Here is a 22,950-nt window from a genome sequence, read left to right as displayed (position 1 = left end):
CGGTGCCCGGAGACGGGCACGCCGGGTTCGGGAGGCGGCTCGGGGAAACCCACTGGTGGAAACATCAGCAGGGCGCCCCGAGTCGACCTCACCGATGCCGCGGCAGGCTTTGCCGAGCGTCCGGCCCGGGGCTTGTTGCGACAGCCGAATCTGACGTACCGTCAGATCCGGCTGTCGGGCGGCGATGCGGGAGCATGGGCATGGACACGATCTGGCTCACCGGGGCGCAATGGCTGGCCGTGCTGCGGATCGGGCTCGGGCTGTGGTGGCTGGAGAGCTGGCGGCACAAGGACCGCAAGGCCTGGTTCGAACGGGGCACCGGCATCACGTGGGCGGCCGGGATAGCCGCCAGACACCGCTGGAGCGCCGTACGTTCGGGCTTCGACACGGTTGTCGCGCCGCACCCGCGCGCGATGGCGTACGTCGTCGTCTACGCGGAACTCGCCCTCGGACTGGGCCTGATCACCGGCTTCCTCACCCCGGTCGCCCTCGCGGGCGGCTTCCTCCTCAACCTCCTCTACCTCACGCTGATGATCCACGACGTCGCCGAGCAGGGACAGAACGCGATGATGGCGCTGATGTCCCTGGTCGGGCTGTTCGGGATGTCCTGGCAGACGTGGTCGCTGGACAGTGCGCTGGGACTGTTCTCATGACCGTCCGCCACGACCTGCCCGAGCCGGACGCCTTCACCCGGACGTACTGGGACGCGGCCGCCGAGGGCCGGCTGCTGATCCGCCGCTGCCGGGCCTGCGGCCGGGCCCACCACTACCCGCGCGAGTTCTGCCCCCACTGCTGGAGCGAGGACGTCACCTGGGAGCCGGCGAGCGGCCGGGCCACGCTCTACACCTGGTCCGTCGTCCACCGCAACGACCTGCCGCCCTTCACCGAGCGCCTCCCCTACGTCGCCGCCGTGGCCGACCTGGCCGAGGGGCCGCGGATGATGACGGAGATCGTCGGCCCGGGGGAGCTGTCGGCCGGAGCGGAGCTGCGGGTGATGTTCCGGGAGGGGATCCCGGTCTTCCGGCTGCTGCCCGGCTCGGCCGACGGGTGAACGGCGCGGCCGCACGCGCTTGAATGGCCTCATGTCCCCCATACGTGACCACTCCCCGACCGGTCGCCACCCGGAACTGAACGGCCACGGCCTGCGCCTGCGCCCCTGGGACGCCGGGTCCGACTCCGACGTCGACGCCTGGCTGCGCGGGATGCGGGACCCGGAGTTCCGGCGCTGGAACACCCCGCTGCGGCCGGTCACGGACCGCGGGAGCGCCCGGGAGTCGCTGCTGGCACGGGAGCAGAGCGCCACGGAGGGCACGTCGCTGTCGTTCCGGATCGCGGACGCGCGCGGCGACACGGCGCTGGGGCACATCGGCGTCAACGAGATCAAGTACCACCTGAGGGTCGCCCGCGTCGGCTACTGGGTCCTGCCCGAGGCCCGCGGCCAGGGCGTGGCCACCCGGGCCCTCCTGCTCGCCGCCCGCTGGGCCCTCACGGAACTCGGCCTGCACAGGCTGGAGTTGGATCACGCGGTGGGACACGGGGTGTCGTGCGGGATCGCCGAGCGGTGCGGATTCGCGTACGAGGGAACCCTGCGCGGGGCGGTCTTCGAGGAGGGCCGGCACGACGCGTTCCGGGACGCCCACCTGCACGCCCGTCTGGCCACGGACCCGGACCCCGGGTCCGGCGGGTCCGTGAGGTCCTGGAGCCGGACAGGAGTGTGACGCAGCTCACTCGGCCGGGGCGATCAGTTCGTCCCCTCCCCCGGTCATAACCGTCGACAACAGAGAGCGACAGACAACAGAGAAGGGACCACCGGCATGACCGCACCCGTGAAGGGCCCCGCGAGCTACTTCCCCTCCATCGAGAAGAAGTACGGCCGGCCGATCGCCGACTGGCAGGCCCTCATCCGCTCCTCGCCGCTGACCCGGCACATGGAGCTCGTCAACTGGCTCAAGTCCGAGCACGGCCTCGGGCACGGCCACGCCAACGCGCTCGTCGCCCACACCTCGCCGAGGACAGCGGTACGTGAAACGGCCCGGCCGTTAATCGGAGGCGCCGAGAGGGCGGTCGGCGGCACGATGAGGCATGGACTCGCATACCGGCCCCTGGCACCTCACCCACGACCTCGACGACTTCCTGACGCGGGCCGGCCCCTTCCTGCGCTCGCGACCGGCGCCGCACACCGTGCCGTTGACCGTCACGGCGAGCCTGCGCACGCGCGGCCGGCACATCTACGGCGACGGAGTACCGGAGTTCGGCCTACTGGAAGAGGACGGCACGGTCCGGGCGACGTTCTTCCGCACACCGCCGCACCGGCTGAACCTCACCGTCCTGACGGCCGAGGAGGCCGATGCGCTGGCCGCACGGCTGGCCGCCCTCGGGCAGCGCCCGCCCGGCGTACACGCCGACCGTGACACCGCCACCGCCTTCGCCGAGGCCTGGCAGCGGCACACGGGCGCCGCGGCCACGCTCCAGCAGCGGCAGCGGCTCTACCGGCTCGGCACCCTGACCGTGCCCCGTCCCATACCACCCGGCGGGCCCCGCATCGCCGACAAGGCCGACCGCGAGCAACTCCTGCGCTGGCACGACGAGTTCGCCGAAGCCGTCGGCGAGGGCACCGTCCGGGACGCCACCGAGTGGGCGGACGCCCGTATCGCCGACGGCGGCATCACCTTCTGGGAGACGCCCGGCGGCACGCCCGTGGCCATGGCCGGCGCGACGCCCGAGATCGCCGGCCAGGTGCGCGTCGCCTCGGTCTACACCCCGCCCCACCTGCGCGGCCGCGGTTACGCGGGCGCCGTCACGGCCGAGGTCAGCCGCGCCGCCCTGGCCGCCGGAGCGCAGGAGGTGCTCCTCTTCACGGACCTGTCGAACCCGACCAGCAACGGCCTGTACCAGCGGATCGGGTACCGGCCGGTGGCGGACTTCGCGGTGTACGACTTCACGGGGCCGTCCGTGCCTGCCTGACCTCGACACAGTGGCACAAGGCCCTCGCGGAGCTGGCGCATGACGAATGACGAAGACCCCGCCGTCGCGCTCACGGCGGCATACGTCTCGGGATCCGTGACGCGCGGGGGCGGGGGCGGTCGGGTCCGTTCACGGCCACAGCAGTTCCCGCGTCCACCCTCCCTCCGTGCTCCGGTAGCGGAGCCGTACGTGCCGCCGCGCCTGGTCTCCCTGGAAGAACTCCACCTCGTCCGCCCGCAGCCGGTACAGCGTCCAGGACGGCACGGGAGCCTCCGGCTCGCTCCGGGCCCGTTCCCACGCCGACTCCGAGGCCCGTGCCAGCTCCTCCACCGAGCCCAGGGTCTCGCTCTGGCGGCCGGTCAGTGCCGCGGCCAGCGCGCCCGTCGAGCGGGCGTGGAGGTCGCCCTGGGCCTCCTCGGACGGGGCGGCCGACACGGGGCCGCGCACCCGGACCTGGCGGCCCAGCACCGGCCAGTAGAACGTGAGCGCGGCATACGGGCGGGCGGCCAGGTGACGGCCCTTGCGGCTGCCGGCGTGGGACGCGAAGGCCCAGCCGGTCTCGTCGGCGCCGTGCAGCATGACGATCCGTACGTCGGGTCGGCCCGACTCGTCCGAGGTCGCCAGCGACACGGTGTGCGGCTCGGTCTGCCCGGCCGCCACCGCCGCCGCGAACCACTCGGTGAAGAGGGGCAGCGGGGCGGCGGGGGCGGTCGTCGGGTCGAAGGAGGGGAGTCGCGTGACCTGCGGGTCCCATACGCGCAGTGACCTCAGCAGCTCGTGAAGATCCGTTGCCATCCCCCGATTGTCACCCCGGAGGGCTCCTCACACCTGACCGAGGTCCGACGAGACCCACCGCTCCGGCCGCATCCGCAGCACCAGCATTTCTCCGTGGTTCTTCCAGGAGAAGTCGACGTAGCCGTCGACCTTGTCGGCCGGCAGATAGCGCGCCGAGATCTCCCGGAGCTGGTCGAGGGTGGCGGGGGCCGTGTCGACGACCGGGCCCTCGACCGACACGTACCGGATCGTCGGCTCCAGCCGGTCCACCATCAGCGAGAACCGGCCCGCCGCGCCGATCAGCTCGTTCTTGCGGGAGTCGAGGCCGGTCAGGATCCAGATGTCGCCGCCGGGCTCGTACTGGTACCAGATCGGCACGGTCAGCGGCGCGCGGCCCGGCCCCGCGTCGACCGCCAGTGCGGCGACGTGCGGTTCGGCCAGGAACTGTTCGCGCTCTTCGCGGGTCAGGGCCATTCCGGTCTCCATTCGCGGGGCCGTTGCTGTCTCCATAGGCGTCGTCTCAACGCCGGTACCACGACCGGTTGTTCCCGTGTTCCCGCACCCGCGCACGACCGTGCACCCGATCGCACGACCGTGCACCCGATCGGCCGACGGCGCGACTCCCGCCTGTGAGTTCACCAGGAAACTGTGCGTTGGCCACGAATACGACTTCCCGTCCGCGTCGGAGTCCGCACCCCGCGATCCGTCAGGGACGATCACCGGCTCGCCACAACCGGGCCCTCCGCGCCACCGGCCCCACCCCATCCCCCTACAGCCGTGATCAATCCGAAACCAATTCCGGTCTTGACCGAGACCCATCAAGCTGGCACGGGATTACGCTCCCGCTCATGGCCGACTCCACACCCCCCACCCACTCCTCCGCGCAACCGCCGCCCGACCGCCCCGTCTACGTCATCGGCGGAGGCCCCGGCGGACTCGCCGCCGCTTACGCGCTGCGGGCCCGGGGCATACGGGCCGTCGTCCTGGAGAAGTCCGACCGGGTCGGAGCGTCCTGGCGCCGCCACTACGACCGGCTGCACCTGCACACCACCCGCCGCCTGTCGTCCCTGCCCGGGCTGCCGATGCCGCGCCGGTTCGGGCGGTGGGTCTCCCGGGACAACGTGGTGCGGTACCTGGAGAAGTACGCCGAGCACCACCGCCTGGAGATCGTCACCGGTGTCGAGGTCTCCCGCGTGGAGCGCACCCCCGACGGCACGGGCTGGCTGCTGCACGCCACCGGCGGCCGCGAGCTGACCGGCGCCGCGGTGGTCGTCGCGACCGGCTACAACCACACACCGCGGGTGCCGGACTGGCCCGGCCGCGGATCCTTCACCGGCGAGTTCCTGCACGCCGGCGAGTACCGCGACGGCAGGCCCTACGCCGGCCGGGACGTCCTCGTCGTCGGCGTCGGCAACACCGGCGCGGAGATCGCCGTGGACCTGGTGGAGGGCGGCGCCTCCCGGGTCCGGCTGGCCGTGCGCACCGTCCCCCACATCGTGCGCCGCTCGACCGCCGGCTGGGCCGCCCAGTACAGCGGGATCCTGGTACGGCGACTGCCGGTCGGCCTCGTCGACCGGATCTCCCGGCTGCAGGCGAAGGTGGCCGTGCCGGACCTGTCGGCGCACGGACTGCCGCGCCCCGACACCGGGTTGTACAGCAGGGTGAAGCAGGGGGCGATCCCGGTGCAGGACGTCGGGCTGATCGACGCCGTACGCAAGGGCAGGGTCGAGATCGTGGCCGCCGTGGAGGGCTTCGAGGACGGCGGCAAGATCGCGCTGGCCGACGGGACCCGGATCTCGCCCGACGTGGTGATCGCCGCCACCGGGTACTCCCGCGCCCTGGAGGGCCTGGTCGGCCACCTCGACGTGCTCGACACCCGCGGCAGGCCCGTCGCCCACGGCGCCCGCACCCCGGGGGCCGCCCCCGGCCTGTACTTCACCGGCTTCACCAACCCGATCAGCGGCAATCTCCGCGAGATGGCGATCGACGCGGTGCGGATCGCGAAGGCCGTCGCGAAGAGCATCGCGAGGGACGGCTCGGGAACGGCCTCCCGGCTGCCCCACTGAGCGCCCGCCCGGCCCCCGGCACGCCCCGGACCGGACCCCGGCCCAGCCCGGATGCTGTGGGCGCATTCGGCGGACGGCCGACAAGTGGTGCGAGAGTCTCAGCGACACGCCGTGCACGCGGCGTGTCGCTGAGACGGTACGGACACTTGGTTCCCGCCGCGCGGCATTCGCCAACAGCGTCCGGACCGGACCGGACCACCCCAGCCCGCCCCCGACCCGGCCCGTCGGCCGTTCCCGACGTCGCCCCGCACCCGAACCCGAACCCGGCAGCGTACCCGAACCCGGCAACTTACCCGGCGCGCAACTTACCCGGCCCGCACCATTCCTGACGTCGCACCAGTTCAGTAATCTGACAGAGCGTCAGTTAGCGCTGTCTCACAGGAGCGGGCGGGAAACGATGCTTGGATCGACCCACGGCACCCTCACCACCGACTCCCGACGGGCCCGGGCCATCGCCTGCGGCGAACGGTCCGGGCCCGTCGTGCACGGCACGCCGGCCCAGGTGGGTGACCTCGACGTCAGCGGACGCCCACTGCACGCCGACGTACCCGACCTGGACCGCTTCTTCCACCCCCGGTCCGTCGCCGTGATCGGCGCGTCGGACGCCGAGGGGCGCCCGAACACCGGCATCACACGGCAACTGACCGACTGGGCGGAGCGCGTCGGCGCCGCCCTGTACCCGGTGCATCCGAGCCGGCCGTCCGTCTTCGGCATCCCCTGCCACCCCTCCGTCGCCGACCTGCCCGAGCAGGTCGACCTGGCCGTGGTGCTGGTCGGCGACCCCCTCCCGGTGGTCGAGGAACTGGCCGACGCCAAGGCGCGGTTCGCGGTCGTCTTCGCCTCCGGGTTCGCGGAGACCGGGCCGGAGGGCGAGGCCGCCCAGCGGCGACTGGCCGCCGCCGTCGAGCGGTCCGGGCTGCGGCTGCTGGGGCCCAACACCAACCTCAACGCCTTCGAGCGGTTCCGTGACGACCTGGAGGGGCCGGCGATCGCGTTGATCACCCAGTCCGGCCACCAGGGCCGCCCGGTCTTCGCCCTCCAGGAGCTGGGCATCCGGCTCTCCCACTGGGCCCCGACCGGCAACGAGGCCGACCTGGAGACCGCCGACTTCCTCTCCTACTTCGCCGAGCGGCCCGAAGTCGGCGCCATCGCCTGCTACCTGGAGGGGCTGAAGGACGGCCGCTCCTTCCTGCTCGCCGCCGACCGGGCCGCCCGGCGCGGCGTGCCGGTCGTCGCCGTCAAGGTCGGCCGCACAGAGGCCGGCGCCCGCACGGCCGCCTCCCACACCGGCAAACTCACCGGCGCGGACGCGGTGGTGGACGCGGCGCTGCGCCAGTACGGCGTGATCCGCGTCGACGGGCTCGACGAACTCCAGGACACCGCCGCCCTGCTGGCCCGGGCCAAGCCGCCGCGCGCCGACGGGGTGGTCGTCTACTCGATCTCGGGCGGCACGGGCGCGCACGTCGCCGACCTGGCGACCGGGGCGGGCCTGAGCCTGCCGGCGCTGTCGGAAGCCAAACAGGCCGAGCTGCACCAGTGGATACCCGAGTACCTCAGCGTCGCCAACCCCGTCGACAACGGCGGGCACCCGGTCGGCGACCGGCGCGGGCGGAAGATCATCGACGCGATCCTCGACGACCCCGGGGTGGGCGTGCTGATCTGCCCGATCACGGGCCCGTTCCCCCCGCTCAGCGACCGCCTCGTACGGGACCTGGTGGACGCGGCCGAGGAGACGGACAAGCTGGTGTGCGTGGTGTGGGGCTCGCCGGTCGGCACCGAGCCGGCCTACCGCGAGGTGCTGCTCGGCTCCTCCCGCGTGGCCACCTTCCGCACGGTCGGCAACTGCCTCACCGCCGTCCGCGCCCACCTCTCCCACCACCGCTTCACGACCGGCTACCGCTCCCCCTTCGACGAGGCCCCGCGCAGCCCCTCGCCGTCCTACCGCAAGGCCCAGGCCCTCATGCGACCCGGCGAGCAGCTCAGCGAGCACGCGGGGAAACAGCTGCTGCGGGCGTACGGCATCCGCGTACCGCGCGAGCAGCTGGTGACCAGCGCGGCGGCGGCCGTACGCGCGGCCGGGCCGGTGGGCTACCCGGTCGTCATGAAGGCCTCGGGGGCCCGGATCGCCCACAAGACCGAGCTGGGCCTGGTGAGGATCGGGCTGACCTCGGCCAGCCAGGTCCGCGACGCCTACCGCGAACTGACCGACATCGCCCGCTACGAGGACATCTCCCTGGACGGCGTCCTGGTCTGCCAGATGGTCGAGCAGGGCGTCGAGATGGTCGTCGGCGTCACCCATGACGACCTGTTCGGCCCGACCGTGACCGTCGGACTCGGCGGCGTACTCGTGGAAGTCCTGCGCGACACCGCCGTGGGAGTACCGCCCTTCGGTGAGGAGCAGGCACGGGACATGCTCGCCGGACTGCGCGGCCGGGCCCTGCTCGACGGGGTCCGAGGCCGCCCACCGGCCGACCTGGACGCGCTGGTCGAGGTGGTGCTGCGCGTGCAACGCATGGCGCTGGAACTCGACGGCTGCCTTGCCGAGTTGGACATCAACCCGCTGATGGTGCTGCCGCAGGGGCAGGGCGCGGTGGCGCTGGACGCGCTGGCGGTGTGCGGCCGATGACGGAACCCGCCGTTCTGCACACGACGGGCGGCCACGTCCTCTCCCTCACCCTCAACCGGCCCGAAGCCCTCAACGCCCTCACGCCCGGCCAGCGGGACGAGATCGTCCGGCTCCTGTCGGAGGCGTCCGCGTCGCCGGAGGTACGAGCGGTCGTACTCACGGGGACGGGCCGCGGCTTCTGCGCCGGCGCGGACCTCCGGGGCACCGCCACCACGACCGGCGAACGCGTCACCGGAGACATCGCGCGCACCCTCCGCACCGGCGCCCAGCGCCTGATCGCCGCCGTCCTGGACTGCGAGAAGCCGGTGATCGCGGCGGTCAACGGCACGGCGGCGGGCCTCGGCGCGCATCTGGCGTTCGCCTGCGACCTGGTCCTCGCGGCCGAATCCGCCCGTTTCATCGAGGTGTTCGTACGCCGCGGCCTCGTCCCCGACGGCGGCGGCGCCTACCTCCTGCCCCGTCTCGTCGGCCCGCAGCGCGCCAAGGAGCTGATGTTCTTCGGCGACGCGCTCACGGCGGCCGACGCGGAGCGGCTGGGGCTGGTGAACCGGGTCGTCCCGGACGGCGCCCTGGACAAGACGGCACGCGCCTGGGCCGAACGCCTCGCCACCGGCCCGACCCGTGCCCTCGCCCTGACCAAGCAGCTCATCAACGCCTCGCTCGACGCGGACCGCGCGACGGCCTTCGCCGCCGAGGCCGCCGCGCAGGAGATCAACATGACGACGCGGGACGCGCAGGAGGGCGTACGAAGCTTCGTGGAGCGGCGAAGCCCCACGTACCAGGGCCACTGAGCCTTCCCATCTGACATACCGTCAGCTTCAATGGGAACTGTGATGGGACAAGCAGGAATGGCCGAAGCCGCCGTCCGCTACCTCAGGTCGGTCCGCACACCCGCCCCCGAACCGGTCGACGCCCTGCCGCGCCCCGAGTTGCGGTGCGTCGGCGAGGACGAGCGCCCTCCCCTGGACCCGGCGGAGTTCCGCCGCGTCCTCGGCGCTTTCGCGACGGGCGTGGCCGTGATCACGGCACCACCCGCCACCCTCGGCGACTCCCCCGCCGGCTTCGCCTGCCAGTCCTTCACGTCCCTCTCCCTCGACCCGCCGCTGGTCGCCTTCATGGTCGGCCGTACGTCGACGAGTTGGCCGCGCATCGCCCGGGCCGGGGTGTTCTGCGTGAACGTCCTGGGCTCCGGCCAGGACGAGCTGTGCCGCGCTTTCGCGGTGAGCGGCGGGGACAAGTTCGCGGGCGTGGCGTACGACGCGGCGCCGGTGTCCGGCTCGCCACGCCTGTCGGGCGCCGTCGCCTGGATCGACTGCGCGATCCACGCCGTCCACACCGGCGGCGACCACCTCATCGTGGTCGGCCGGGTGAACGCCCTCGGCACGCCCGCCGACGAGCCGGACGGCCCGCTGCTCTTCCACCGGGGGCGCTTCGCGCGGCTGACGGACTGATCGAGTCGACACGGAGCGGGCGACGCCCAGCCCCGGCGACTGGCCTCGGCAGCCCGTACGGCGTGCAGCGGGATCCACTCACTACAGCCGCGAGTCGAGGGACACCAGCACCGACCCGGACCCTTGGCCTGCGTGGCCCGCTCGCGGCCGGGTGCGCGTTGGCCGAGTGGACTGTCGGGGGTTTGGCCGGCCACCTCGCGTATCAGATTTTCAGCGTGGATCCGGCGCTGGAGGGACCCGCCTCTGGGCAAGAACCCATCCCGGTGCTGGAGCACCATGCGCGGGCGGTGTGGATCGACGCGCCGCTCGACGGTGAGATCAACTCTGGAATCCGAGCGAAGGGTGAAGGCATCTCTTTCGAAGGCGTGCGGCGTCTGGTCGAACGCGTCCGTGCCGCGCTCGACCAGCAGCGAACCGGCCTTGAGGAGGTGCATGGCGACTGGGTGGTGTTCATGCCGCAAACAGGGTGGGCGCTGAGTCTGGACGATTTCCTCGTGACCCGGATGGTCGAGCTCGCTGTGCATATGGATGACCTGGCGGTCAGCGTGGACCTCAGCGCGCCGGAGCTTCCCGGTGCTGCCCTTGATCCCGTGGTTGCGCTGCTAAGCGGGCTTGCCGTCCGGCGCCATGGCCAAGCGGCACTGCTGCGTGCCCTGACTCGCGCGGAGCGAGCACCGTCTGCGATCAACGTGTTCTGAGCGCTGCGTCAGCTCGCGTCAGCCCGTTCGACCTGCGAGGCGGTAGGACTCGGTGCCGGTCTGGATGATGGCGCCGTTGAAGGTCAGCCGGTCGACGATGGCCGCGCAGAGCCTCGGATCTGTGAATGTCTTCGTCCACCCGCTGGAACTTTCGTACGACACCCTCGATTCGCTCGCAGCGCCCTCCGCGTCGACCCAAGCCGCATAGAACCGGCGGGAGGCCGAACGTGGTTGATGAGAACGTGCTCACCGTGGCCCGTGCCAGGAAGGCGAAGCGCGAGAGCGTGAGCGCCATCGCCAAGGCACTCGGGATCTCCCGAGCCACCCTGTACCGCCACCTCGGAGAGAGCACCTGAGACAGGCGCACAGCCTACGCGGTCAGGCCGCCGAGGCACGGACGAACATCGTGCCCACGGCCCTGCCCTCTGGCGGGTCGATCAGAGACACGCACACGTCAGAGAAGCCGTACGCCGTCAGGATGCGCCCCCACTCATCCGGGGTGCGATCATGCCGCAGTCCGGGTTTGGCAGGCTTGAGCCCCTGACTGCCCGGAGGCAAGTGCGAGAAGGCCAGGATGCCGCCCGGCGCCATACACGAGCGGATCAGCGGAAGCAGGATGTCGGGATCGACGAACCACACGGCACCAAAGATCGAGAGCACGACATCGAATGTCTCGTCCGTCTCGTTCAGGAACGCCGTCGCCTCCGCCGTACGGAACTCAAGGCCCGGCAGACTGCCCCAACACTCCCGCGCGAGCGTCTCGCGGATGGGGGCGATGTCCACCCCTTGCCCTGTCGCGCCAAGCGTCACGAGATGCGCGAGGTTACTACCACTCCCCGAGCCGAGTTCCAGTACCCGGCGGCCGGCCACGGGACCGAGAACGCTCTCGTTCGGCCCGTGATCGGCGTACTGGGTCCAGTTCAGCCAGGTCGTATCGCCCTTGGCGTTCACGGTCCTGCGCGGCTTGCTCCCGGCCGCGTACCTGTCCCAGGACTCAGCCAATGACATGCGGTGATCCTTTCAGGCAAGAGGGGCCACCCCCCAACGTATGGGGATAGGCCCCAGCTCACATGCCGCCCATCATCACTTGGGCGAATCGTGACACCCGGCGTGGCACTGGTTGCAGTCGGCCGCGTCCTCCATGCCCCACAGGTCAGGGTCGATCTCGAACCCGGCCGCCTTGATGGCCTTGATCGTCTGTTCCAGAACGAGCGGGCCGCCGGTCTTGGGGTCGTGCCCGTCCCGCGTCGTCTTGTTGTCGCTGACGCACTGGACGCTGGGCGCCGACCCCGGAAGTTCCGGCACGTGGTGGATGTACCGGCCGAAGTGCCGGCTGGTGAAGTGGTGGTACGGGATCGAGTCGAGCATGAACGAATGCCATGCCTCGTCCACCTGCTTGGACGGGCCCATGAGAAGGTCCGGGTTCTCGCCGCACGTGACCAGGTAGGCGATGGCCTGTCCGAACTTGGCCTCCGCCAGTTCGCGCGTGTTCTCCGGGTTGCGGAGGAGGAGGGCCACCTCCCGCTCCCACACGTCCGGGGTGACGTACGCCTTCGGGTCGCGGATCACTACTGCCGTGCTCATGCTGGCTTGCCTCCACGTAATTGGGGGTCTGTGGTGCTCCGGTCATGGCGCCCACCACCGCACTTGGGGCACAGGCACGGCGGCATCAGGCCAGTAGCGAGGGGTTCCCCGCCCTCACCCTCGTACAGGGTCGTGGCTTGGTCTGAGTGCCGTCGGCTCTCACCGTGTAAGCGCTGATGCGGATGGCCATGACGACCATGTTCCGGATCGATCATGACCATTGCGGCGACGTTCAAGGCGTCCCTCGGGCGTCATGTCGGTGTCACCCCGAAGGCGTCAAACCGGTGTCATTGGAGGCGTGACGTGACTACCCTCGGATCATGGCGACTCCGGCCGAGCGGGAGCGAATCCCCAACGACGTGCTGACTTCCGTGCGCAAGTCGATGAACCTGAGCCAAGACGAGTTCGCCCGGGGCTTACGCGGCGCAGGCGAGGAATTGGGGGAGCCGAACGACGCCTCCAAGCGACTCGTGCAACGCTGGGAGTCCGGGGAGACCAGGACATGCCGCCCGCTGTATGCGCGGGCACTGAAGCGGTTCACCGGCCGTACCCCTGAGTCGCTGGGGTTCGCGATCCCGATGGCACGCGTCCACTCGGACGGGGCAGGAGGCCACGACATGGAGGCTGAGGAAGTCGGCACGGCTGACGATGCCACGATCCCGGAGCCGGAACCGCAGAGCGAGTACGCGGGCATCTGGCTGTCCCGCTACGAGTTCTACTCGTCCAGCCGTGACGAGACGTTCGCCTGCAAGCACCACGTCGTGATCGTTCAGCACGGTAACCGACTGACAGCTCAGAGCCTGCCCGGAGCGTCGACCAACCCGGACAGCCCGTTGTCTCTGGACCTCACCGTTGACCGGAACGTCGTCACCGGTACGTGGACCGAGCAGACGGCGGCTGACGGGTACTACCAGGGCGCCCGGTACCACGGTGCGATTCAGCTGCTCATCGAGCCGACAGGCCGACGTATGGCGGGCAAGTGGGTCGGGTTCGGCAAGGACTTCGACGTGAACACGGGCCCGTGGGAGCTGCGCCTACTCGACCGATCGACAGGCCGCGCGAGCATCGAGCGGTACTCGACTACACCGCAGTGAGGGATCGGGGCGCTCCCCTGCCGGGAAACTGCGGAGCCGCCCCGTGCGGCGCGCCTGGCCGCCGAGTCCGCCCCGACTGGCTCGAGCTGGCGGGTGCGCAAGATCGCCCCACTCCCGACGCCGCGCACCGCGACGGCGGGCAGGCGCAGTACATCGCCCGGCCGGTGCCCGATCCGCAGCAGGCGTCCACCACCACCGCCCGCGCCTGGGCCCTGGGCCGTCTCCACGAGCCGGTCCAGCTGCGCGACATGGCCGCCCAGGAGTCCATGTCGGTCCGCACCTTCACCCGCCGCTTCCGCGAGGAGACCGGCGTCAGCCCCGGCCAGTGGCTCACCCGGCAGCGCGTGGAACGGGCCCGGCACCTGCTGGAGTCCACCGACCGCTCCGTCGAGCGGGTGGCCCGCGACGCGGGCTTCGGCACGGCCCAGTCGATGCGCCAGCACCTCCAGGCGGCGCTCGGCGTCACCCCCACCGCCTACCGGCGGACGTTCCGGCCGGTGAACGGCACGGCGGACGGCACGGCGGACGGCACGGCGGACGGCACGGCGGGCGCCGTCAGAACGTGAGCACCGCCCGGGCCACCCGCCCCGCCCCGGCGTCCGCCGCCGCCTTCTCGAAGTCCTCGACCGGATAGGTCCGGGTGACGAGTTCGTCGAGCAGGAGGCGGCCCCGGCGGTACAGGTCGGCGTACAGGGCGATGTCGCGCTGGGGGCGGGAGGAGCCGTAGCGGCAGCCCAGGACGGACTTGTCCAGGTACAGCGACGAGACACGGAAGGACGCCTCCGCCGTGGCCGGGGGGACGCCGAGGAGGATCGCCTGGCCGTGCCGGTCGAGCGCGTCGATCGCCTGCCGGATCAGCTCCACCCGGCCGACGCACTCGAAGGCGTGGTCCACGCCCGTGGGCAGGAGGTCGCGCACGCCGTCCGTCGAGGTCAGGAAGTCCGTCGCACCGAAACGGCGGGCCACCTCCTCCTTCGCCGGGTCGGTGTCGACGGCCACGATCCGCAGGGCGCCCGCGAGCCGCGCCCCCTGGAGCACGTTCAGGCCGATCCCGCCCGTCCCGATCACCAGGACGCTGTCGCCGCGGTCCACCCGCGCCCGGTTCAGCACGGCGCCGACGCCCGTCAGCACCCCGCACCCGAGGAGCGCGGCCGACGTCAGCGGGAGGTCCTCGGGGACACGGACCGCCTGCACGGCCTGCACGACCGTGCGCTCCGCGAACGCCGAGTTCGACGCGAACTGGTGGACGGGCAGGCCACCGTGGCGGAACGGCCGGGCCGGGCGCCCGATGGCGTGCCGGCACATGGTCGGCCGCCCCCGGTCGCACTCCGCGCACGTACCGCAGTTGGCGAGGGTGGACAGCGCCACGTGGTCGCCGGGCGCGACATGGGTGACGCCCCCGCCCACCGCCTCCACGACGCCCGCCCCCTCATGGCCCAGCACCACAGGCACCGGGAACGGGATGGTCCCGTCCACCACCGACAGATCGCTGTGGCACAGCCCGGCCGCGGAGACGGCGACCCGTACCTCCCCCGGCCCCGGCTCCCGCACCTCCAGGTCGTAGACGACCCGGACCTGCTTCCCGTCGAAGATCACGCCTCGCATCACACGGCCCCCTTGGGCTCCCTGGGCAGGCCGAGCACGCGCTCGGCGATGATCGTGCGCTGGATCTGGTCCGTGCCGCCGTAGAGGGTGTCGGCCCGGGAGAAGAGGAACAGGTGCTGCGCCGCGTCCAGTTCGTACGGCGACCGCTCCGACCAGTCGGTGGGAGCGGTGCTCGCCGCCGCGCCCCGCACCAGCACCGCCAGTTCCCCGAGCCGCTGATGCCAGCCGGCCCACAGCAGCTTGGCCACGCTCGGCGCGCCTGGATCGCCCGAGCCGCCCAGGGTCCGCAGGGCGTTCCAGCGCATGGTGCGCAGTTCGGCCCACTGCCGCACGAGCCGTTCCCGTACGACGGGGTCCCGGGCGGCGCCCGTCCGCTCGGCCGTGCGCACCACGTCCTGGAACTCCCGCGCGAATCCGATCTGCTGGGCCAGCGTGGACACGCCCCGCTCGAAGCCGAGCAGGCTCATGGCGACCCGCCAGCCGTTGCCCTCGCCGCCGACGACATGCTCCGCGTGCGCGCCGTCGAAGAAGACCTCGTTGAAGTCGCTGGTGCCGGTCATCTGCCGGATGGGCCGGACCTCGATCCGCCCCGGCTGGTCCATGGGGACGAGCAGGAACGTCAGGCCGTGGTGGCGCGTCGAGCCGGGTTCCGTGCGGGCCAGCACGAAGCACCAGTCCGCCTCGTGCGCGAGCGAGGTCCAGATCTTCTGTCCGGTGACGCGGTGGGTACGTCCCTCTCGCACCGCCGCCGTCCGGACACCGGCCAGGTCGGAACCGGCGCCGGGTTCGCTGTACCCCTGGCACCACAGCTCCTCACCGGCGGCGATCGGGGGCAGGAAGCGGGACTTCTGCCCGTCCGTGCCGTGCGCGAGCAGCGTGGGGGCCAGCAGGTTCTCCCCGATGTGCCCGGACCGCGGGGGCGCGGCCGACCGCGCGTACTCCTCCGCCCAGGCGACTTGCTGCGTGAGCGTGGCGGTCCGGTTCCCGTACCCGGGCGCCCGCCATCCGAGCCCGATCCAGCCGGCCGCGCCGAGGGTGCGTTCCCACGCGCGGCGGTCGTCGGCACGGCCCACGTGCGAGGCCAGCCAGTCCCGGACTTCGCCACGGAACGCGTCGTCCTCCGGGCCGAAGCCGAAGTCCATCAGGGTTCTCCTTTCGACGCCACCGACTCCGCGCCCCTCAGAGGTGCGGGGAACCGCGCGACCAGCCACACTCCACCCGCGCCCGCCACACAGCCCACGCCTGCGGCCTACCGGGCGTTCGGCCGCTCGCCACCCCGCGCCGCCTTCTCCATCCCAGCCACCCGCTCCAGCATCGGCATCGGATCCACCCCCACCGACCCCGGCAGGACCTGCGCGATCCGCTCCGGCGTCCACGCACCGCCCTCCGCGTACACGGCCCGCACCTCCCGCGGCTGCGCCCATACCGCGATCTTGGCCCCGGCGGCCGTGTACACCTGCCCGGTGATCCCCTGCTCGCGCGCCCCGTCGGACAGCAGGTACACCACCAGCGCGGCGACGTCCTCCGGTTCCCCGATCTCCGCCAGTTCCATCGGCACCCCCGCCGACATCCGGGTCCGGGCGACCGGTGCCACCGCGTTCGCGGTCACCCCGTACTTGTGCAGGCCCAGCGCGGCGCTCCGCACGAGCGAGATGATCCCGCCCTTGGCCGCGCTGTAGTTGGCCTGCGACACCGACCCCTGGTGGTTGCCGCTGGTGAAGCCGATCAGGGTGCCTGCGCGCTGCTCGCGCATCACCGCCGAGGCCGCCCGGAAGACGGTGAAGGTGCCCTTCAGGTGTGTCGCGACGACCGGGTCCCACTCCTCCTCGGTCATGTTGAACAGCATCCGCTCGCGCAGGATCCCGGCCACACAGACCACACCGTCCAGCCGCCCGTACGACGAGAGCGCCATGTCGACGACCCGCTGCCCGCCCGCCATCGTGGAGATGTCGTCGGCGACCGCCACGGCGTCTCCGCCCGCCGCCTCGATCTCCTTGACCACGGCCTCGGCGACCTCGCTGGCCGGCGAGGCCCCGTCCACCGCGACGCCGTGGTCGTTGACGACGACCTTCGCCCCCTCGGCGGCGGCCGCCCGCGCGACCGCCCGGCCGATCCCCCGCCCCGCCCCCGTGACGGCGACGACCTTGCCTGCCAAGAAGTTCCCCACGCCGGGCCCCTTCCCGTTCCACGGTTTCTGACGGACCGTTAGATTGCTGGTTCCCGAATTCTACGACCCGTCAGATACGGGAAGACAAGCCCCGGGGAGGACCCATGTCGCTGCCGGACGCGTTCCACGACATCGCCAAGCGCGTGAACAACTGGGGCCGTTGGGGAGCCGACGACGAGCTCGGCACGCTGAACCTGATCACCGACGAGGTCGTACGGGAGGCCGCGGCCACCGTCCGCAGCGGCCTGCGGATCCCGCTCGCGCTGCCGCTCCAGCAGGACGGCGTGCAGACGGGGATGATTCCCGGCCGGGTCAACCCCCTGCACGCCATGGTGCAGATCAACCAGGAGCTCTTCGGCCCGGGCACGGTCGCGTGCAGCGACGACGTGGTGACCATGGGGCTCCAGGCCGCCACCCACTGGGACGCGCTGTCGCACGTCTCGCACTCGGGCCGGCTCTACAACGGCCGCCCGGCGGCCACCGTCACTCCGCACACCGGCGCCGAGTTCGGCGGCATCGGCGCGGTGCGGCACGTCGTCTCGCGCGGGGTCCTGCTCGACGTCGCCCGGGCCCGGGGCACGGACCGGCTCGACGGCGGGTACGCCGTGACGCCCGAGGACCTGGACGCCGCCGAGGAACTGGCCGGTACGCGGGTGCGGGCCGGTGACATCGCGCTCGTACGGACCGGGCAGGTCCAGGCCTGTCTGGCCGGGGAACGGCACGCGTACGCGTATCCGTCACCGGGGCTGTCGATCCGGACGCCGGAGTGGTTCCATGCGCGTGATGTCGCGGCCGTCGCCAACGACACCCTCACCTTCGAGGTGTTCCCGCCCGAGGTGGAGGGGCTGTGGCTGCCGGTGCACGCCCTGGACCTGGTGGAGATGGGCATGCCACAGGGCCAGAACTGGAATCTCGAAAAGTTGTCCACAGCCTGTGGAGAAACGAGCCGCTACGCCTTCCTGCTGACGGCGACCCCCGAGCCGTTCACCGGGGCGACCGGATCTCCGGTGGCCCCGGTCGCCGTCCTGTAGGCCGCCCGTTACGCCCCCGGGGAGACCGCCCGTCACGCCCCCGGGAAGCTGGATGGCGGCGCCGCGCTGCTCGCCCCGAGCACGGCAGCGCGCGCCGCCACCCGACTCCGGCGCTCCCGCCCCGACTTCCCTGCCCCGGGAGGAAGCCGACGCCGAATCACGACTCGCACTCGCCGAGGGCCGCCGTCCACCGGAGCCCTCGCCGTCCCCTCACGGCGAATCGCTGCCCCCAAGCGTGAGCACACGGTCACGACGCGTCAACACCCGCAAGGAGATTTCTTGCTTATGCGGCTTTTGGCGTGGGCGCGCACGGAAGCACATCCCGGCGCATCACCGCATGCCCCGACGGAACCGGCCGGCCGGCCGTGCATCCATGCCCCGGCCCCGCCGCACCACGGCACGGCATCTGCCGCCGTACACCGCACCCGGCGGGCACACACACCAGGCAGGAAAGACGGCGGGAAAGACGGCAGTCAGGAAGGCGGCAGGGGGCGCTACACCGCCTCGTACGCCGCCATTCCCTCGAAGGCCGCTCCGCCGGTGCCGCCGCAGGGCACCGCGCCGCCCCCGCACGACGCCGTGACCTCACGGGACTTCGTACACCGGTCCAGCTCGCACCAGATGCGCTTGCCGGTGGCCTCGACGCTCCAGCCCCAGCGGTCCGCGAGGCCGTCGACGAGGGCGAGGCCCCGGCCGCCGGTCGCCTCGTCGCCCGCACACCGGGGCACGGGGGCCCGGCCGCTGCGGTCGGCGACCTCGAGACGGACGGTGACCTCGTCCGTCGCCGCGGGCGGCAGGGACAGCCGCAGCACGGCGGGACGGCCGGTGTGCACCACGGCGTTGGTCACGAGTTCGGAGACGAGCAGGATCAGCGTCTCGGCGAGCGGCTCATCGGCCTGTATGCCGGACCCGGCCAGGCGCGAGCGGGCCCACCGCCGGGCCCGCCCCACCTCTGCGGGGTCGGGCCGGATCTCCAGCTGCACTTGAAGCACCTGCACCGCTCACACCATCCGAACCGGCGGACACTTAGGCTCGCGCCTCACGAGGGCCACGATCGTAGCCATTTTCTGCATGGCCAGAACAACGGCCGGGACAGGGATCACGGAACGTGAATCCCTTGTGGGACAGCATGGTTGACGTACAGTCACCCCAACAAGCGCTTCGGGCATATTCCAGCGCGAAGGAGTACCCGTGCGGCATACTGTGCGACGCTCGCCACGGGCAGTCGAACAGGCGCCGCCACGGGGTCGCACTGCGCTCGGAGCCACTCGCATCTCACACAAGGTACCGGAGCGGGCAGTCGACTCCGGGCCGTGACGACGCACACAGAGGACACAAGCCGGCATCAACGCTCCGTGATCATGCGGTGCCACGATCCGCGACATCTCCACGAGCGCTCCCGGCGATACCGCAGCCAGACGGCCCGTCAGGCCGCTCCGGCCGCCAGCGCGACCGCGAGAGACTCCTCACTCTCCGTTACTCCGCCCGCACGTTGGGTTCGAACCCATGCGCGCTTCAGATGGAGATGGACCTCGGACTCCCAGGTGAAGCCCATGCCGCCGTGCACCTGGAGACAGTCGCGGGCGCCGCGCACGGCGGCCTCGTCGGCGAGCAGGCGGGCGGCGGCGATGTCGACCGGGTCGGCGGTGACGGCGGCGGCGTACACCGCGGCGCGGGCCGTCTCCGCCCGGACCAGCATCCCGGCGCACAGGTGTGCCACCGCCTGGAAGGCCCCGATGGGCCGCCCGAACTGTTCGCGCGCCCGGGCGTGTTGCGCCGCGAGCTCGCAGACGCGGGTGGCCGTGCCGATTTGCTCGGCGGCGCTGAGGAGGACCGCCGCGGGGTCGCGCCCCGGCTGTTCGGCGGGCACGCGGTGCAGGGGCGTCAACGGGTCGAGCGAGCGCAGCGACACCGCTCCGGTGGCGTCCCCGCGTACGGCGTCCGCCTCGGCCAGCCATTCCACCAGCCCACCGTCGACGGCGGTGACGACCGCCTCCCCGGTGGCCGCGCCCGCCACGGCCCCGGCCGCGAGGTGGGTCGCGATGAGCGGCCCGGGCAACAGCGCCCGTCCCGCCTCCTCGAACAGCAACACGGCCTCGGGCAGCCCGAGTCCGACCCCACCGTCCGCCTCCGGCAACCGCAGGGCGAAGAACCCGGCGTCCCCCAGGGCCCGCCACAGCCCCCGGTCCAGCACCGGCCCGCCACCCTCCCGTCCCGGGCCGCCTCCGCACCCCCCGCCACCGCCCGTGTCACCACGCCCCGCGGCACCACCACCGGCCCCGTCACCGCCCGCCCTGCGGCCACCCGTGGCACCACCGGCCCGTTCGCGGCCCGCGGCCCCAACGCCCGCGCCCCGCCCACCCGGGGCGCCGCCGTCCGCCCTGACACCGCCCGGGCAGTCACCCTCCGCGCCACCCCCCACGGCCACCCGCAACGCCTCCCCGTCGAAGCACCGGCCCAAGAACTCCCGCGCCCCGTCCCGCAGGGCCCGCTGGTCCTCCGTGAGACGGAACCGCACGGCCCCTCACCGCCCCTTCGGCAGGCCGAGCACGCGCTCGGCGATGATGCTGTGCTGGATCTGTGAGGTGCCGGCCGCGATGGTGTACGACAGGGAGGACAGGCGGTCCAGGGTCCAGGGACGGTCCAGGTCGAGGCAGTCGGCGCCCAGCACCTCAGCGGCGGCGTCGTACAGTTCCTGGCGTGCCTGGGAGTACCGCAGTTTGAAGACCGAGCCCCCGGCACCCGGCACCCCGCCCGACGCCTCCGCCGCGCTCACGTTCCACTGTGCCAGCCGCCACAGCGCCCGGAACTCCGCGTGGAGCCTGCCCAGCCGGCGCCGGAGGACGGGATCGTCCCAGCGGCCGTTCTCGCGGGCCTCGACGGCCAGTTCGCCCAGCACGCGACGGCACGCGACGACCTCGCCCGCGAAGGCCGTGCCGCGTTCGAAGGACAGCGTCACCATGGTCACGCGCCAGCCGTCGTTCTCGTCCCCGACCCGGTTCTCCACCGGCACCCGCACCTCGTCCAGGAACACCTCGGCGAACTCGGCCGACCCGGCGAGCGTGCGCAGCGGCCGTACGGTGATGCCCGGCGCGTCCATCGGCAGGGCGAGCCACGTGATGCCCCGGTGCCTGGGCGCCTCCGGGTCGGTGCGGACCAACAGCTCGCACCAGTCGGCGACTTCCGCGTGGGACGTCCAGATCTTGGAGCCGGTCACCACGTAGGCGTCGCCGTCGCGCCACGCGCGCGTGCGCAGGGCCGCGAGGTCGGAACCGGCCTCGGGCTCGCTGAAGCCCTGGCACCATACCTCCGCGCCGCGCAGGATCGGCGGCAGCCAGCGCGCCCGCTGGTCCGCCGTGCCCTCGGCGGCGATCGTCGGCCCGGCGTGCAGCAGGCCCACGAAGTTGGCCCCGACGTAGGGCGCGCCCGCCTTCTCGGTCTCCTCCAGGAAGATGAGCCGCAGGGTCGGGGAGGCGTCCCAGTGGACATCGGCGTACCCGGCGTCGTGGAGCCGGCGCTGCCAGCCGAGATCGTAGGCGCGCCGCCCCGGCCAGTCGCCGGGCGACGGCTTGGGCGGGAGACCGGGGAGCACCCGCGCCAGCCAGTCCCGCAGCCGGGCCCGGAAGTCCTCCTCCTCGGGCGTGTACGACAGGTCCATCAGCGGTCGAGATCCAGGTCGAGCATCCGGATGGCGTTGCCCCGCATCAGCTTGTAGACGGTCTCGTCGTCGAGGCCCTTGACGTGGTCGAGGGCGACTTCCCTGGTGTGCGGGAAGGTCGAGTCGACGTGCGGGTAGTCGGTCTCGAAGGTGGCGTTGTCGCGGCCGACGACGTCCAGGGACGCCACTCCGTGCTTGTCGCGGAAGAAGCAGCAGAAGATCTGCCGGTAGTAGTACGTGGACGGTGGCTCGGGGATCGTGTCCCGGACGCCGCCCCAGGCGCGGTGCTCCTCCCAGACGTCGTCGGCGCGCTCCAGGGCGTACGGGACCCAGCCCATCTGTCCCTCGGAGTAGGCGAGTTTGAGGCGCGGGTACCTCACCAGCACCCCGCTGAAGAGGAAGTCCATCATCGAGGCCATCGCGTTGTTGAAGCTGAGCGAGGCCTGGACGGCGGGCGGGGCGTCCGGGGAGGCTGCCGGCATCTGGGACGAGGACCCGATGTGCATGTTGACGACCGTCCCGGTCTCCTCGCAGACCGCGAAGAACGGGTCCCAGTAGCCGGAGTGGATGGACGGCAGCCCGAGGTGGGTCGGGATCTCGGAGAAGGTCACCGCCTTCACCCCGCGAGCGGCGTTGCGGCGGATCTCGGCGACCGCCAGGCCGACGTCCCACAGCGGGATCAGGCACAGCGGGATGAGCCGCCCGCCGCTGTCGCCGCACCACTCCTCGACCATCCAGTCGTTGTAGGCGCGCACGCAGGCGAGGGCGACCTCCTTGTCGTGCGCCTCGGCGAAGGTCTGCCCGCAGAACCGCGGGAAGCTCGGGAAGCAGAGGCTCGCCTCGACATGGTTGAGGTCCATGTCCTTCAGGCGCTCCCTGGGGTCCCAGCAGCCGGGCCGCATCTCCTGGCGGGTGATGCCCTCCAGGGTCATCTCGTCCCGGTCGAAGCCGACGGCGGCGATGTTGCGCTTGTACGGGAACTTCAGGTCCTCGTAGATCCACCAGTCGGTGGGCTGGCCGTCCGGGTCCATGGTGATCCGGTACTTGCCGGCGACGTAGGCGAGTTCACCGATCCCGGCGGTCAGCGCCCTGGGGCCGCGGTCGCGGTACTTGGCCGGCAGCCAGGTGTCGAAGAGGTGGGCGGGCTCGATCACGTGGTCGTCGACGCTGATGATGCGGGGCAGTTCGGTCGCCATGGGTCCCCTCCGCCGGACGGTACTTATCTGATGCAG

General features: G+C 72.1%; 23 protein-coding genes and 3 pseudogenes. 14 read left to right on the top strand and 12 right to left on the bottom strand.

Annotation, left to right across the window (positions count from 1 at the left end):
* Nucleotides 1-200 precede the first annotated feature (200 nt).
* The 5 genes and pseudogenes from ACZ5TL_RS26290 (at nucleotide 201) to ACZ5TL_RS26270 (ending at nucleotide 2,964) form a co-directional block, all read left to right on the top strand.
* Nucleotides 201-653 carry a DoxX family protein gene (locus tag ACZ5TL_RS26290; RefSeq protein ID WP_468592779.1) on the top strand — a complete coding sequence of 151 codons (453 nt, stop codon included), beginning with the start codon at nucleotides 201-203 and terminating at the stop codon, nucleotides 651-653.
* Nucleotides 650-1,051, top strand: coding sequence for a Zn-ribbon domain-containing OB-fold protein (locus ACZ5TL_RS26285; protein WP_468592777.1), 402 nt, complete (start codon nucleotides 650-652; stop codon nucleotides 1,049-1,051). The genes ACZ5TL_RS26290 and ACZ5TL_RS26285 overlap by 4 nt, the downstream gene beginning before the upstream one ends.
* A 31-nt stretch (nucleotides 1,052-1,082) precedes the next feature.
* A complete protein-coding gene (locus tag ACZ5TL_RS26280) occupies nucleotides 1,083-1,718 on the top strand; it encodes a GNAT family N-acetyltransferase (protein WP_468592776.1) in 636 nt (211 codons plus the stop codon).
* A gap of 96 nt (nucleotides 1,719-1,814) precedes the next feature.
* Nucleotides 1,815-2,003: pseudogene (locus ACZ5TL_RS26275) on the top strand (DUF4287 domain-containing protein); the annotation flags it as partial.
* 79 nt (nucleotides 2,004-2,082) lie between these two features.
* Nucleotides 2,083-2,964 carry a GNAT family N-acetyltransferase gene (locus tag ACZ5TL_RS26270; RefSeq protein ID WP_468592775.1) on the top strand — a complete coding sequence of 294 codons (882 nt, stop codon included), beginning with the start codon at nucleotides 2,083-2,085 and terminating at the stop codon, nucleotides 2,962-2,964.
* A 129-nt stretch (nucleotides 2,965-3,093) separates the two neighbouring features.
* On the opposite strand, the gene ACZ5TL_RS26265 is transcribed toward ACZ5TL_RS26270, so the two are convergent.
* Together ACZ5TL_RS26265 and ACZ5TL_RS26260 are read right to left on the bottom strand one after the other, a co-directional pair.
* Nucleotides 3,094-3,759: a pyridoxine/pyridoxamine 5'-phosphate oxidase gene (locus ACZ5TL_RS26265; protein ID WP_468592773.1), complete on the bottom strand. Its 666-nt coding sequence runs from the start codon at nucleotides 3,757-3,759 to the stop codon at nucleotides 3,094-3,096.
* Between the two features lie 27 nt (nucleotides 3,760-3,786).
* Complete coding sequence (locus ACZ5TL_RS26260) at nucleotides 3,787-4,212, bottom strand: pyridoxamine 5'-phosphate oxidase family protein (RefSeq protein ID WP_468592772.1); 426 nt, start codon at nucleotides 4,210-4,212, stop codon at nucleotides 3,787-3,789.
* Nucleotides 4,213-4,586: 374 nt separating this feature from the next.
* On the opposite strand from ACZ5TL_RS26260, the gene ACZ5TL_RS26255 reads away from it, so the two are divergent.
* The 5 genes from ACZ5TL_RS26255 to ACZ5TL_RS26235 all read left to right on the top strand — a co-directional run bounded on the left by ACZ5TL_RS26255 (nucleotide 4,587) and on the right by ACZ5TL_RS26235 (nucleotide 10,579).
* Complete coding sequence (locus tag ACZ5TL_RS26255; protein ID WP_468592770.1) at nucleotides 4,587-5,804, top strand: flavin-containing monooxygenase; 1,218 nt, start codon at nucleotides 4,587-4,589, stop codon at nucleotides 5,802-5,804.
* Between the two features lie 397 nt (nucleotides 5,805-6,201).
* Nucleotides 6,202-8,430, top strand: coding sequence for an acetate--CoA ligase family protein (locus ACZ5TL_RS26250; protein WP_468592768.1), 2,229 nt, complete (start codon nucleotides 6,202-6,204; stop codon nucleotides 8,428-8,430).
* Nucleotides 8,427-9,221: an enoyl-CoA hydratase/isomerase family protein gene (locus ACZ5TL_RS26245; RefSeq protein WP_468592767.1), complete on the top strand. Its 795-nt coding sequence runs from the start codon at nucleotides 8,427-8,429 to the stop codon at nucleotides 9,219-9,221. The genes ACZ5TL_RS26250 and ACZ5TL_RS26245 overlap by 4 nt, the downstream gene beginning before the upstream one ends.
* A 30-nt stretch (nucleotides 9,222-9,251) precedes the next feature.
* Nucleotides 9,252-9,881 (top strand): flavin reductase family protein, encoded by a 630-nt coding sequence (locus ACZ5TL_RS26240; protein ID WP_468592765.1) that lies wholly within the window; start codon nucleotides 9,252-9,254, stop codon nucleotides 9,879-9,881.
* A gap of 182 nt (nucleotides 9,882-10,063) precedes the next feature.
* Nucleotides 10,064-10,579, top strand: a complete 516-nt coding sequence (locus ACZ5TL_RS26235) for a maleylpyruvate isomerase N-terminal domain-containing protein (protein WP_468592764.1) — start codon at nucleotides 10,064-10,066, stop codon at nucleotides 10,577-10,579.
* A gap of 18 nt (nucleotides 10,580-10,597) precedes the next feature.
* Here the strand turns inward: ACZ5TL_RS26235 and ACZ5TL_RS26230 are convergent.
* Nucleotides 10,598-10,738, bottom strand: a pseudogene (locus tag ACZ5TL_RS26230) (ATP-binding protein); the annotation flags it as partial.
* A gap of 68 nt (nucleotides 10,739-10,806) precedes the next feature.
* Here ACZ5TL_RS26230 and ACZ5TL_RS26225 point away from each other — a divergent pair.
* Complete coding sequence (locus ACZ5TL_RS26225; RefSeq protein WP_468592762.1) at nucleotides 10,807-10,935, top strand: helix-turn-helix domain-containing protein; 129 nt, start codon at nucleotides 10,807-10,809, stop codon at nucleotides 10,933-10,935.
* Between the two features lie 22 nt (nucleotides 10,936-10,957).
* Here ACZ5TL_RS26225 and ACZ5TL_RS26220 read toward each other — a convergent pair whose 3' ends face one another.
* Nucleotides 10,958-11,587 carry a class I SAM-dependent methyltransferase gene (locus ACZ5TL_RS26220; protein WP_468592760.1) on the bottom strand — a complete coding sequence of 210 codons (630 nt, stop codon included), beginning with the start codon at nucleotides 11,585-11,587 and terminating at the stop codon, nucleotides 10,958-10,960.
* 75 nt (nucleotides 11,588-11,662) lie between these two features.
* Nucleotides 11,663-12,163, bottom strand: coding sequence for a glycine-rich domain-containing protein (locus ACZ5TL_RS26215; protein ID WP_468592759.1), 501 nt, complete (start codon nucleotides 12,161-12,163; stop codon nucleotides 11,663-11,665).
* 320 nt (nucleotides 12,164-12,483) lie between these two features.
* Here ACZ5TL_RS26215 and ACZ5TL_RS26210 point away from each other — a divergent pair, with 320 nt between their 5' ends.
* Together ACZ5TL_RS26210 and ACZ5TL_RS26205 are read left to right on the top strand one after the other, a co-directional pair.
* On the top strand, nucleotides 12,484-13,257 hold the full coding sequence (locus tag ACZ5TL_RS26210) for a helix-turn-helix domain-containing protein (protein WP_468592758.1): 774 nt from the start codon (nucleotides 12,484-12,486) through the stop codon (nucleotides 13,255-13,257).
* A gap of 119 nt (nucleotides 13,258-13,376) precedes the next feature.
* A pseudogene (locus ACZ5TL_RS26205) lies at nucleotides 13,377-13,823 on the top strand (helix-turn-helix domain-containing protein); the annotation flags it as partial.
* On the opposite strand, the gene ACZ5TL_RS26200 reads toward ACZ5TL_RS26205, so the two are convergent.
* The 3 genes from ACZ5TL_RS26200 to ACZ5TL_RS26190 form a co-directional block, all read right to left on the bottom strand.
* Nucleotides 13,813-14,862 carry an alcohol dehydrogenase catalytic domain-containing protein gene (locus ACZ5TL_RS26200; RefSeq protein WP_468592757.1) on the bottom strand — a complete coding sequence of 350 codons (1,050 nt, stop codon included), beginning with the start codon at nucleotides 14,860-14,862 and terminating at the stop codon, nucleotides 13,813-13,815. The pseudogene ACZ5TL_RS26205 and the gene ACZ5TL_RS26200 overlap by 11 nt on opposite strands.
* Nucleotides 14,862-16,004: an acyl-CoA dehydrogenase family protein gene (locus ACZ5TL_RS26195; protein WP_468592756.1), complete on the bottom strand. Its 1,143-nt coding sequence runs from the start codon at nucleotides 16,002-16,004 to the stop codon at nucleotides 14,862-14,864. Before ACZ5TL_RS26195 ends, ACZ5TL_RS26200 begins: the two co-directional genes overlap by 1 nt.
* Nucleotides 16,005-16,111: 107 nt before the next feature.
* Nucleotides 16,112-17,029 (bottom strand): SDR family NAD(P)-dependent oxidoreductase, encoded by a 918-nt coding sequence (locus tag ACZ5TL_RS26190; RefSeq protein WP_468592755.1) that lies wholly within the window; start codon nucleotides 17,027-17,029, stop codon nucleotides 16,112-16,114.
* Nucleotides 17,030-17,133: 104 nt separating this feature from the next.
* On the opposite strand from ACZ5TL_RS26190, the gene ACZ5TL_RS26185 reads away from it, so the two are divergent.
* Nucleotides 17,134-18,060: a cyclase family protein gene (locus ACZ5TL_RS26185; RefSeq protein ID WP_468592754.1), complete on the top strand. Its 927-nt coding sequence runs from the start codon at nucleotides 17,134-17,136 to the stop codon at nucleotides 18,058-18,060.
* 494 nt (nucleotides 18,061-18,554) lie between these two features.
* On the opposite strand, the gene ACZ5TL_RS26180 is transcribed toward ACZ5TL_RS26185, so the two are convergent.
* The 4 genes from ACZ5TL_RS26180 to ACZ5TL_RS26165 all read right to left on the bottom strand — a co-directional run bounded on the left by ACZ5TL_RS26180 (nucleotide 18,555) and on the right by ACZ5TL_RS26165 (nucleotide 22,914).
* Nucleotides 18,555-19,043 carry an ATP-binding protein gene (locus ACZ5TL_RS26180; protein WP_468592791.1) on the bottom strand — a complete coding sequence of 163 codons (489 nt, stop codon included), beginning with the start codon at nucleotides 19,041-19,043 and terminating at the stop codon, nucleotides 18,555-18,557.
* A 443-nt stretch (nucleotides 19,044-19,486) separates the two neighbouring features.
* Nucleotides 19,487-20,578, bottom strand: coding sequence for an acyl-CoA dehydrogenase family protein (locus tag ACZ5TL_RS26175; protein WP_468592753.1), 1,092 nt, complete (start codon nucleotides 20,576-20,578; stop codon nucleotides 19,487-19,489).
* A 6-nt stretch (nucleotides 20,579-20,584) separates the two neighbouring features.
* The gene (locus ACZ5TL_RS26170) at nucleotides 20,585-21,718 is read right to left on the bottom strand and encodes an acyl-CoA dehydrogenase family protein (protein WP_468592752.1); all 1,134 of its coding nucleotides are present in this window, start codon (nucleotides 21,716-21,718) and stop codon (nucleotides 20,585-20,587) included.
* A complete protein-coding gene (locus ACZ5TL_RS26165) occupies nucleotides 21,718-22,914 on the bottom strand; it encodes an amidohydrolase family protein (RefSeq protein WP_468592751.1) in 1,197 nt (398 codons plus the stop codon). The genes ACZ5TL_RS26170 and ACZ5TL_RS26165 overlap by 1 nt, the downstream gene beginning before the upstream one ends.
* Nucleotides 22,915-22,950: the final 36 nt, after the last annotated feature.

It is taken from the genome of Streptomyces sp. NPDC033136, from assembly GCF_055578235.1.
Note: the sequence above shows the minus strand (reverse complement) of the source record. Positions and strands in the feature narration are given on the sequence as shown.